The sequence below is a fragment of the Rheinheimera sp. genome (assembly GCF_020217005.1).
Classification (GTDB): domain Bacteria; phylum Pseudomonadota; class Gammaproteobacteria; order Enterobacterales; family Alteromonadaceae; genus Pararheinheimera.
On record NZ_JAIWOI010000212.1, the window covers coordinates 1 to 10,000 of the forward strand.

A 10,000-nucleotide genomic window follows, 5' to 3' on the forward strand; every position below is an offset into this window, starting at 1 on the left:
GTCGACTTTAATGTGGTTGAAGAAACCCGCGAAGCGCTGGATAAAGAAGGGGTACTGAAAAGCGAAAACAGCAAAACCGATTCGATGCTGGATCAACTGGCTATGGGTATTCCGGGCTCTTTAGCCAATCAGCCGCCTGTACCTGCTCAACCGGGCGCTGCCGCAGCAGGAGCCGACAATAATGAACGGACTTCACAGCGTAACGAAATGCGCCGCGAGTTTGATACAGGCAAAGCCATTACCCACACCCGTTATGAAATAGGCCGGATAAGAACTCAAAGTGTATCGGTGCTGGTGAATGAAGCTGCTGCGGGAGAAGCAGGTTGGACACCTGAGCGTTTGGCTCAATTAGGTGAGATGATTAAAACTGCAACTGGCCATCAGGCCGAGCGTGGTGACCAGTTTAATATCACCAGCTTTAGTTTTGTGCCTAATGATGCTGCAGCTCAGATGGAAGGCATGGCCTGGTGGCAAATGCCTGAAATGAAAGAATATTTGCGTTACCTGATCGGTGCAATTATCGGCCTGGCTCTGGTGATCTTTGGGGTAAGACCTCTGGTCAATCATTTGGTCAGCCGCAAGAACAAAGAACAAAACTCAGCCACAGCCTTACAGGGCGCGATTGGCACCCATTCGAATCTGTCGCCAATGCAAAGTGCAGATCTGGCTGCAGGGCCTGCGGTGCTGGATGCGAAGGCCGATCCTGCTTTGGCCAGTCCAATCAACACTGGACCACAACATAGTATGCATTTGCCTGAAGTAGGTTCTGAATTTGCCCAACAAATCAGTCACTTGCAATTACTTGCTAACCGGGAATCTGACCGGGTGACAGCTGTGATCAAATACTGGATAGAACGAGGAGTCAGCATTGAATCCGTTAAGAGCTGAACAGAGCAAACAGATCTCTGATCTGGATAGAGCTGCCATCCTGCTTTTAAGTATGGGTGAAGAGAATGCGGCCTGTATTATCAAAAAGTTAGGTCGAAATGAAGTGCGGGCTTTGTCTGAGCGTATGGCCAAAATTGCCAATGTGACGCAAGACGATGTGGCTACTATTCTGACTGACTTCTTTGATCAGTACCGCACTGAAAGTGGTGTCAGCGGCGCTTCACGACTTTATCTGGAGCGGGCTTTGGATAAAGCTGTAGGCCGCAAATTAGCCCGTGGCATGCTGGATGACATTTACGGTGGAGCCTTGGCTGATGATGTCCGCCGCCTGGAGTGGGTGCCTGCTGAATTGCTGGTACGCTTCATGGAGCAGGAACATATTCAGATGCAGGCGCTTATTCTGGCTTTTTTACCTGCGGAGCAAGCCAGCACTATTCTGGGCTTATTCCCTGCGCAAAAACACGACGATATTTTGTTCCGTATTGCCAATATGCGTGAAGTCAGCGAGCACGTGATTGAAGACTTACGCTACACGCTGGAGCGTTGTATTGAGTACGTCGGCGAACAAGTGGGCGCCCGTATCAATGGTGTACAGCAAGTGGCTGACATTATGAACAGATACAGTGGCAACAAAGTGGAAGTGATGGAGCTGCTGAAAAAACACGACATTACGATGGCCGATGCGATTGAAGACAAGATGTATGACTTCTACAGCTTAAGCCGTCAAAGCGAAGATGTGCTGAATCAGTTGCTGACGGATATCCCGGATGAACTTTGGGTGACCGCCCTGAAAGGTGCTGATCTGGCATTGACCGAAAGTATTCTGGCTGTGCTGCCAAAACGATTGGCTCAGGTTTATCGCCAGCAAATTGACACGATGAAACCTCAACCTGTGCGTAAAGTAGAAGCTGCCAGAGCTGAAATCATGACCATAGTCAAACAGATGATGGCAGCAGGCCGACTTGAATATCGCCTCTACCCTGAAGAAACGGTAGGTTGATATGAGCGCCGTGTTGCAGCAGGACCAACAATTTCGCTTCCCCGCTTTGCAGCGCAAAGATGGCAGTGCCACAGCGCAGCAATTGAGTGAGCAGTTTTATCAGCAGGGCTTTCAGGCTGGAGTGGCTGCAACAGAGCAGGACGCTTATCAGCGTGGTGTCAGCGATGGCCAGCAACAATTGCAGGAGTTTTGGCAAAAAGAGCTGGAAAAACAGCAGACTGAACTTGCGCAGAAGCAACAACGGGCTTTGGATTTTTTAACCGAACAATTTAATCAGCAGCTTCAACATAAAGAACAGCAGCTGGGGCAGGAATTGTTATTGCTGGTGCAGCAACTGGCCAGTGCAGTGTTGCAGACTGAACTGGTATTGCAGCCTTCGTTGCTGCAGTTGGCTATTGACCAACTGCTGCCACAACTGGGGGCTACCGATCCGTTGCAGTCTATTCAGTTGTCAGCAGCTGATGCTCCACTTTTTAATGGCATTCGCCATATTCAACAGATCCCATTGCAGTTTGATGCCGCCTTGCCGTCAGGCCGGGTGCAGTTTAATGGTCGTCAGCAATTGCATCAGCTGGATTTTCAGCAGCGTCTAGAGCAAGCCATGTTGCCTGTGCGCCGCCAGTTGTTGGGCGATGATGCGTAAGTCCTTTAGCGAAAGCCTGAGTCTGGCCAGGGCCCAGATCCAGCCGCCAGACTGGGTGCATAGTTATGGCCGCTTATTGCGGGTCAACGGCATGATTTTATCTGCGGCAGGTGAGAGTTTTACTTTAGGTCAGCGTTGTCAGATCGAAAGCGAAACTGGCCACTGGTTTGACGCCGAAGTGGTAGGTTTTGACACCGATCAGGCCTATTTAATGCCATTAACAACTGTGGATGGTTTAAGAGCCGGTGCCAGGGTTCGTACTGTCGAAACCGCCAGTCAATTGCTGGTTTCTACCGAATTATTAGGCCGGGTACTGGACGGTTTAATGTGCCCGCTCGATGGTAAAGCTGCTATTAAAACCGGTGACCGGATCAGCGCCGCTTTACCCGCCGTGAATCCACTGCAAAAAAAAGGCGTCAGCGCCCCTTTGGATGTCGGCATTCGGGCTATCAACTCCTTGTTTACTGTAGGTCAGGGTCAGCGGATGGGCCTGTTTGCCGGTTCAGGTGTGGGTAAAAGTAAGTTGCTGGGTATGATGACCCGTTACACCCAGGCCGATGTGGTGATAGTGGGTTTGATCGGCGAACGTGGCTGGGAAGTGAAAGATTTTATCGAACACAGTCTGGGCCCTGAAGGTTTAAAAAAAGCTATAGTCATTGCCGCTCCTGCCGACCAGTCGCCTTTGCTGCGGCTCAAAGCGGCAGAGCTGAGTCATAGGCTGGCGGCTTATTACCGTGATTTAGGCTTTAACGTCTTACTGCTGGTCGATTCACTGACCCGTTATGCCCAGGCGCAGCGCGAAATTGCTTTGTCTGTAGGCGAACCTCCGGCAACCAAAGGCTATCCGCCTTCGGTATTTAGCAAACTAACGCAACTGGTTGAAAAAGCGGGAAACAGTGCCGATAGCAAAGGCAGTATGACAGCTATTTATACCGTATTGGCCGAAGGGGATGATCAACAGGACCCAATAGCGGACGCGGCCCGCGCTATTTTAGATGGTCATGTGGTCTTAAGCCGTACCTTGGCCGAACGTGGGCATTATCCGGCTATTGATATTGGCGCCTCCATCAGCAGGGTGATGCCACAAATAGTGCCGGATCAGCAGCTTAAACATGCTTATGCGTTAAAACGACTGTATTCAAGGTATTTACAGGTACAGGAATTGATTCCTTTGGGCGCTTACCAAATGGGCAAAGATCAGGAGCTCGACAGAGCTGTGCAGCTGTATCCTGCGATTGAACATTTTTTATGTCAGGGCTTACAACAAAGCTCTGATTTTCAGCAATCCCAAGCCGAGTTAACTAAATTGTTGAGTTAAGCCTATGTTGAAAAAATATCTGGAACAACAGCAAGCCAATTTAAAACAGATGGGACAACGCCAGCAGCAACTGAATCAGCAGGCTGCCAATGAAGAACGTCGCCTGCAACTCCTGACTGAACATATTTCTGGCATGGAACGCAGTTATCAGATGAAATCTGCATTAGGTTTGCAGAATCTCGGGTCGATGAAAACCGTATTACTGGATATGCAACAGCAACAACTGCAAAAAGTGGACGCGGCCTTATCTGAGCTGCAACAGCAGCAACTGGTCTGTCAAAAACAAGTAGCCTACAGCAAAGGGATTGAAGCAGTAATCCATCACAGAGAGTTTACCGCTCAGCAAAAGCAGCAAAAAGCCGAGCAGCAGCAGGCTGATGAAATTGCAATGCAGTTGTTTCAACTCAGGTTAAAAAAGCCGGCATAAGTCATTCTTTTCTGAATTAAAATTTTCGGACTACACTGGTGAGGGGATGAGTTTAGTCTTTACAACCAGAAGAGAGTCCTTATGAAACTTATAAAAATAATTCTGATTGGTTTTTTACTTGCTGTGGCATTGTTGTTACTGGCGGCTTTGCTGCTGCCTTCCTCTTATCAGGTAGAGCGTAGTGTCAGCATCAATAAATCCAAAGATCAGTTGTTCAGTTATTTGGTATTACTGAAAAATCAGGACAATTTTAGCGTTTGGATGGCTTTGGATCCGAATGTGAAAAAAACCTATCAGGGTGAAGATGGCACTGTAGGTTTTGTCTCGGCCTGGCAGAGTGAAAAGCAGGAAGTAGGCGCAGGCGAACAGGAAATCAAAGCGATCAGAACCGGTGAACGTATTGATTACGAGCTGAGATTTTTAGAGCCTTTTGCTTCAGTGGCGCAGGCTTATATGCAACTTGAACCCGATTCCTCCGGACAAACCAAGGTCAGCTGGGGATTTCAGGGCCATATGCCTTATCCGATGAACCTGTTATTGCTGGTGATGGATATGGAAGGCTTGATAGGTAGAGATTTGCAACAAGGCCTGGATAAGCTGAAACTGCTGCTGGAACAACCTGCAGCAGGTTAAAAAAGGGGGAGTTTCCCCCTATTGTTGGCCGAATTTTGTGATCAGTGTCGATACTTCAGTGATTTTTTGCTGCAGCAAAACCCGGTTCGCTTTGGTTTCAATATTCAGCCTAAGCAAAGGTTCGGTATTGGAGCTGCGTAAACTCAGCCGCCAGTCGTTAAACACCAAATCCAGACCATCGAGTAGGCTGATACTCTGTAATTCGGCCTGATAATGCTGTCGAATCGACTGCATGACCGCATCGGCATCTTTTACTTTAAAGTTGATTTCATCACTGCATGGGAATTGCTGTTGCAACTGCTTCACCATGGAGGAGAGTGGTACTGACTGCTGGGACAGCAACTGTGCCACCAGCAACCAGGGAATAGTACCGTTGTCGCAGTAGGCAAAGTCGCGGAAATAGTGGTGGGCACTTATTTCTCCGCCATAAAGCGCATTTTCAGCCCGCATTTTTTCTTTCATAAAAACGTGGCCAGTCTGACTGAGTACGGCAACACCACCACTTTCAGTGACACTTTGTTGAGTGGCCCAATACAAACGCGGGTCATGTACAATTTTTTGCTGAGGGTTGGCTCTGAGTAAAGACTGAGCCAACAAGCTGACCACATAATAACCATCAATAAACTGACCCTGCTCGTCAAAGAAAAAACAGCGGTCAAAGTCACCATCCCAGGCCACACCAAAATCGGCCTGATGTTCAAGCACGGCCTGGCTGGTCACAGCCCGGTTTTCGACTAATAAAGGGTTAGGCACTCCGGTGGGGAAATGACCATCAGGTTCAAATTCTAACGCTATGATTTGCAACGGCAGCTTAGGTGCCAGCGCATTGACCACCAGGCCTGCGCCGCCATGGCCGGCATTCATAACCACTTTGAGTGGTTTGACTTGGTCCAGCTGAATGTAAGTCAGCAGGTGTTCGATATATGCAGCCAAAGTGTGTTGCTGCTGATACTCACCCTGTTGCGCAACGCTATGACTAAAGTCCGCAGTGGCGACCAGTTGTTTGATCTGTTCCAGTTCAGTCTGCGCATTCAGAGGGACGGCATTTTTACCAACCAGTTTCATGCCATTGTAATTGGCGGGATTATGGCTGGCTGTAATGCAAACACCAGCGTCAGCGTTGAGGTGAAACACTGAAAAATACACTTGCTCAGTACCACAAAGGCCAATATCTATGACCTTTGCACCGCCTTCAGTTAAACCTTTGGCTAAAGCTGCGCTCAATGCCGGGCTGGACAAGCGGATATCGTGGCCAATCACCACAGTTTTTGCTGATAGCACCTGACATAAAGCTCTGCCGATACGCCAGGCTAATTCTTCATTGAGCTGTTGTGGTACAGAGCCGCGAATATCATAGGTTTTAAAACAAGAGACTGGCCACATAGTTTATTTTCTTCTGACACAACGAAAGCTTAAGTATACCTTTTTTGAACGGGATTGAGAGCAACTGGTGCTGATACCAAACTGATGCGGCTCTGCGACTGACCTTTTTTCGAAAGTGATTAAGCTCTTTGTACCCATGAATATTGGTCGCTAATTCCAATGTTCCGGGCACAAACCGCAAGTCAGTTTGCAATTTATCTCACTATGAAAAAGGAATGATCATGGCTCTTATCAATATTCTTGTCGCAGTGAATGCTGCAGAACTGGCTGAACGCTTAGGTGATGGTTCTATGCAACCAGGTTCAGTCAGCAGCCCTACTAATTTAGGCGCGTGGGGCGGTTCAGATGTGTTTGTCTCAATGATTACTCAAAACAGCTACATTGCCAGTAATCAGGGCGGGTCAGAGCTGGACGTAAAGGCCAACTCCGGAGACACTGTGCGCTGGACCGTGAGCACTTTTGATGGAGATACAGATTACACAGCGTTTTTGTACAGCGGTAGTTTTAATCCTTCAGCCAGTATTACCGCATTAAGTTATTTTAATATGCATACCAGTGTGTACCTGCCGAGCGGCTCAGATCCGGTCAATGGTACCTTGCAGTTGTTCCACAATAATGCATATGCCACACAAGGCACTGTGATTGAACCCGGTCAGAAAATTCAGTACACCCTGAGTTTTAAACTGGTCAATAACAGCACAGGTGCCATTATTGGCTATTTTACCTGGGATCCATTTATCAGTATTTCTAATTGAAAAACCAGAAGGGCCTGAAGTTCAGGCCCTTATCACTACCAGGGCAAAATTAGGGTAACATCCGCTCAATAGCAGTGACTACAGGATTGCTCCTGGTGCAACATAAACCAGTATTCTGGTCATGTAGGCTGCACTTGCCGGGCTCACTACCTGAGCTTTGCAGAAGTAACAATAATTCATACCTGCGACCACTTGCTCTTGTGCAGCAAGAGCCTGGTAGCTAACTCCAGGCAAAGAACTAAAAGCATCTTCAGCTTGTTTCATACCCTGACTAAATTGATCTGGTGTCATCAGTGCGCTCCAGCCACCTACTTGATTCGTCATACAACCTTCCTCTGTTAAATGAGCTAAGAAATCAACTCGTTAAGCAAGTTGCGGCGCTGAAAATGGTGATCTGTCGTCTCAAAGACCGCATCAGTTCGGTGTCAGAACAGAAAATAGTTATAAATTTGTAAAATCGTGTGGATTTATAAAAGGTCCAGGTTCATAATTCTGTCTCTTTTTTGAAAACAAATCGAGCTAGAATCAACACTGGTTTTGCTGAAGCCATTCTCTTTTCCAATTCATGGAGTGAGCGCCTTATGCAAGAAGCTCTGGTATTAAAAGTCGAGTTGCTAAAATCACTGCGACAACAACGTTTTTTGAGTCAGGAAGAATTGTTTAATGCCTGCCAGCAACGTTCGTTACGAGTCTCACTGGCGACAATTAAAAGAGCGGAAACAGGTAAAAAAGTCAGTTACCGCACTGTGCGGGAACTCTCCGCTTTTTATGCGGTACCTGCTTTATCTTTGGTTCGACAGGACGCTGCCGACTCCGGCCTGAGATAAGCAAGGGCCTGGTGTTATTTTTCAGGAAAACGTTGAGTTTCTGCCATACATCTCGCTTTGATCAGCGCAAAGACTTGCCCTGATTTATTGTGTTTTAACTGACATTGCCCTTGCTCTATTTGCAGTATAAACAGGTTCGCTAAGTCCATATGACGACCATCCAAAGGGCGGCCTTTCTCATCTTTTAATACCACAGATTCAACCCATAGCTGGCTTTCAAATAAATAGGCATTGTCGGCCAGTTGGACTAAAGGCCCACCTATGGCCTTTTGGATCTGAAGCTGCAGTTCCAGCTTCACCTGTGGTGATGTTTCTGTCAGTACAGCAGGTTCGGCAATGGCCTGAACCTGCTGGCAAGCGCTGATGAGCAGCATACTGCCTGAAATGGCATAGGTGGAAAATAGCTTTTTATTCACTCTTATGGTCTCTGATGGGTTGCCGAATACTGTTAGTCAAAGGCAGAGCTGAAGGATCTCTCACCGCTGCTCCCTGTAAAGTTCCGAAAGCGGATGCAGCCTCAGCCTGGCTGGATTTTGCCCCCTGTGTCTGGCTGACCGCAGATCCTGGCAAAGCCAAACAACTGTTATTGTCCACATAATACAGTGCTGTCTCCAGCATGTTTTCTTCCGGATCTCCTAATGCTCTGGATAAATCATCGGCTACAGAACAGCCTTTGATATCTGCAGCAAACACCGGGTTTCTGGTCGGATTAAAGCCGTCCGCATAATCGCCAAATCCTTTGGAATTAATACCACTGAACTGAATGCTGAAGTAAGTGGTGCCACAGTTATCTTGCGGATAAAAACCGTAAGGTTTACCACAGGTTTTAGCGCCTATTTGGATCACCTCAACATCTATTCCCCGCAAGGCATTCATAAATGCTTCACTGGCAGAACAGGTATTAGCTGTGGTTAACACATAAATACGGCTTAAATTTAAGTTGGGTAAAACTGTTGTTGTCAGGGTATTGGTTTCGTAGTTGATTTCATTCGCATAAAAAGGAGTTGGTGCTAAATTCTCTCCGGTTACAGGGTTGGTAGTAGGGTACTTATCGTTAAACTGTAAACGTTCAAAATAACGGCCCTGAATAATAGCCGGACCTGTCACCATATAGCCCAGTTGTGCAGCTAAGGCTAACAAACCACCGCCGTTATAACGTAAATCCACCACCAGCTCTTTGATCGCAGCGTCTCTGAATAGTTTAACTGAATCAATCAGTTGGCGCTGGGCAGGTACTATATAGCTATTAAACTGAAAATAACCCACCGGTCCTGAGTCTGTGTTGATGATTTTGGCATTTTGCACCGGGCTTGACGCTACATTTGCCGACCTGAGCTGATAGCTGATTTCTGTATTAGCAGCGGTTCTGAATTTAAAGCTATGAGTCTCACCTGCATTTTCAGGAAATAGGCCGGCATTGAGTCCATCAACTCCTGAAGACGTACTATTACTGACAAAATCTATACCGTCGACTTCCAGCAAAAAGTCGCCTCTTTTTACCCCAGCCAGTGCGGCTGGCGAATTGGGTTCGGTAAAGGCCACTGTAAAAGAACGGGGAGGCACTGTAGAAACAACAGACCAGCGGATGCCGTAGCCAGAACTGACACCGGATTGAGCCTGTTGTTGGTAGTCTGAGGTATTTTCGCTGAAATGAAACTGATCTTTGGCGACGCCGGAATCTGTGACTGCTGTGGTTTTCAGCAGATTAAAGTAAGTCGAAATGCTATAGCTGGTTGGATCTATATCAGCTATCTCTTTATACCAAAGATAGGTTCTGTTGCTCCAGGAGCGTAGCCACATTTTTTCATGCATGGCGGTGCCGGCTTTATCCGGATAAGTGCCTCCCTCGTAAGGATCAACGCCTGTTCTGGGCGCTACACAAAAGTTCTTAAACTGAGACTCAGCATTAAATTGGCCTGCAATCCAGGTTGGGGTCGCCGCAGTGCCGCTGCCAGAGCCAGCTGCTCCGCCGGGGTTAGCAGAGTTACTTGACTCTGAACTTCCACCCCCACCACAGGAGGTGACAGCAGTAAAAGCAACAAGCAGTGGCAATATTGATTTAATATTCTGCTGCATCAGGTTTCTCCATGTGACTGAGTGTTAACACCTGAAGCCATAGCGTCAGA

At 47.5% G+C, this 10,000-nt stretch carries 12 protein-coding genes; 8 read left to right on the forward strand and 4 right to left on the reverse strand.

Annotated features, from left to right (window positions below):
• The 6 genes from LDL40_RS10405 to LDL40_RS10430 all read left to right on the forward strand — a co-directional run.
• The coding region (locus LDL40_RS10405; protein WP_300995279.1) for a flagellar M-ring protein FliF C-terminal domain-containing protein at positions 1 to 888 on the forward strand (888 nt) is incomplete at its 5' end.
• Positions 869 to 1,888, forward strand: coding sequence for a FliG C-terminal domain-containing protein (locus LDL40_RS10410; protein ID WP_300995280.1), 1,020 nt, complete (start codon positions 869 to 871; stop codon positions 1,886 to 1,888). The genes LDL40_RS10405 and LDL40_RS10410, both read left to right, overlap by 20 nt.
• Before the next feature lies 1 nt (position 1,889).
• A complete protein-coding gene (locus LDL40_RS10415) occupies positions 1,890 to 2,531 on the forward strand; it encodes a FliH/SctL family protein (protein WP_300995282.1) in 642 nt (213 codons plus the stop codon).
• The gene (locus LDL40_RS10420) at positions 2,521 to 3,849 is read left to right on the forward strand and encodes a FliI/YscN family ATPase (RefSeq protein WP_300995283.1); all 1,329 of its coding nucleotides are present in this window, start codon (positions 2,521 to 2,523) and stop codon (positions 3,847 to 3,849) included. Before LDL40_RS10415 ends, LDL40_RS10420 begins: the two co-directional genes overlap by 11 nt.
• A 4-nt stretch (positions 3,850 to 3,853) precedes the next feature.
• Entirely contained in the window at positions 3,854 to 4,276 is a 423-nt protein-coding gene (locus LDL40_RS10425; protein WP_300995284.1) for a hypothetical protein, read from the forward strand.
• A gap of 81 nt (positions 4,277 to 4,357) precedes the next feature.
• On the forward strand, positions 4,358 to 4,909 hold the full coding sequence (locus tag LDL40_RS10430; protein ID WP_300995285.1) for an SRPBCC family protein: 552 nt from the start codon (positions 4,358 to 4,360) through the stop codon (positions 4,907 to 4,909).
• 18 nt (positions 4,910 to 4,927) lie between these two features.
• Here LDL40_RS10430 and LDL40_RS10435 read toward each other — a convergent pair whose 3' ends face one another.
• Positions 4,928 to 6,292: a phosphomannomutase gene (locus tag LDL40_RS10435; RefSeq protein ID WP_300995286.1), complete on the reverse strand. Its 1,365-nt coding sequence runs from the start codon at positions 6,290 to 6,292 to the stop codon at positions 4,928 to 4,930.
• A gap of 221 nt (positions 6,293 to 6,513) precedes the next feature.
• On the opposite strand from LDL40_RS10435, the gene LDL40_RS10440 reads away from it, so the two are divergent.
• Positions 6,514 to 7,047, forward strand: a complete 534-nt coding sequence (locus LDL40_RS10440; protein WP_300995287.1) for an AidA/PixA family protein — start codon at positions 6,514 to 6,516, stop codon at positions 7,045 to 7,047.
• A 78-nt stretch (positions 7,048 to 7,125) separates the two neighbouring features.
• On the opposite strand, the gene LDL40_RS10445 is transcribed toward LDL40_RS10440, so the two are convergent.
• On the reverse strand, positions 7,126 to 7,371 hold the full coding sequence (locus LDL40_RS10445; RefSeq protein WP_300995288.1) for a hypothetical protein: 246 nt from the start codon (positions 7,369 to 7,371) through the stop codon (positions 7,126 to 7,128).
• 257 nt (positions 7,372 to 7,628) lie between these two features.
• On the opposite strand from LDL40_RS10445, the gene LDL40_RS10450 reads away from it, so the two are divergent.
• A complete protein-coding gene (locus tag LDL40_RS10450; protein WP_300995289.1) occupies positions 7,629 to 7,874 on the forward strand; it encodes an XRE family transcriptional regulator in 246 nt (81 codons plus the stop codon).
• Positions 7,875 to 7,888: 14 nt separating this feature from the next.
• Here LDL40_RS10450 and LDL40_RS10455 read toward each other — a convergent pair whose 3' ends face one another.
• Both LDL40_RS10455 and LDL40_RS10460 read right to left on the reverse strand, forming a co-directional pair.
• Complete coding sequence (locus LDL40_RS10455; RefSeq protein WP_300995290.1) at positions 7,889 to 8,290, reverse strand: hypothetical protein; 402 nt, start codon at positions 8,288 to 8,290, stop codon at positions 7,889 to 7,891.
• Complete coding sequence (locus LDL40_RS10460; RefSeq protein WP_300995291.1) at positions 8,283 to 9,950, reverse strand: S41 family peptidase; 1,668 nt, start codon at positions 9,948 to 9,950, stop codon at positions 8,283 to 8,285. The genes LDL40_RS10455 and LDL40_RS10460 overlap by 8 nt, the downstream gene beginning before the upstream one ends.
• Positions 9,951 to 10,000: the final 50 nt, after the last annotated feature.

Coding starts and splice junctions, on each gene's coding strand:
- LDL40_RS10415 (WP_300995282.1), top strand. CDS start 1,890: ATGAGCGCCGTGTTGCAGCAGGACCAACAATTTCGCTTCCCCGCTTTG.
- LDL40_RS10420 (WP_300995283.1), top strand. CDS start 2,521: ATGATGCGTAAGTCCTTTAGCGAAAGCCTGAGTCTGGCCAGGGCCCAG.
- LDL40_RS10425 (WP_300995284.1), top strand. CDS start 3,854: ATGTTGAAAAAATATCTGGAACAACAGCAAGCCAATTTAAAACAGATG.
- LDL40_RS10430 (WP_300995285.1), top strand. CDS start 4,358: ATGAAACTTATAAAAATAATTCTGATTGGTTTTTTACTTGCTGTGGCA.
- LDL40_RS10435 (WP_300995286.1), bottom strand. CDS start 6,292: ATGTGGCCAGTCTCTTGTTTTAAAACCTATGATATTCGCGGCTCTGTA.
- LDL40_RS10440 (WP_300995287.1), top strand. CDS start 6,514: ATGGCTCTTATCAATATTCTTGTCGCAGTGAATGCTGCAGAACTGGCT.
- LDL40_RS10445 (WP_300995288.1), bottom strand. CDS start 7,371: ATGACGAATCAAGTAGGTGGCTGGAGCGCACTGATGACACCAGATCAA.
- LDL40_RS10450 (WP_300995289.1), top strand. CDS start 7,629: ATGCAAGAAGCTCTGGTATTAAAAGTCGAGTTGCTAAAATCACTGCGA.
- LDL40_RS10460 (WP_300995291.1), bottom strand. CDS start 9,950: ATGCAGCAGAATATTAAATCAATATTGCCACTGCTTGTTGCTTTTACT.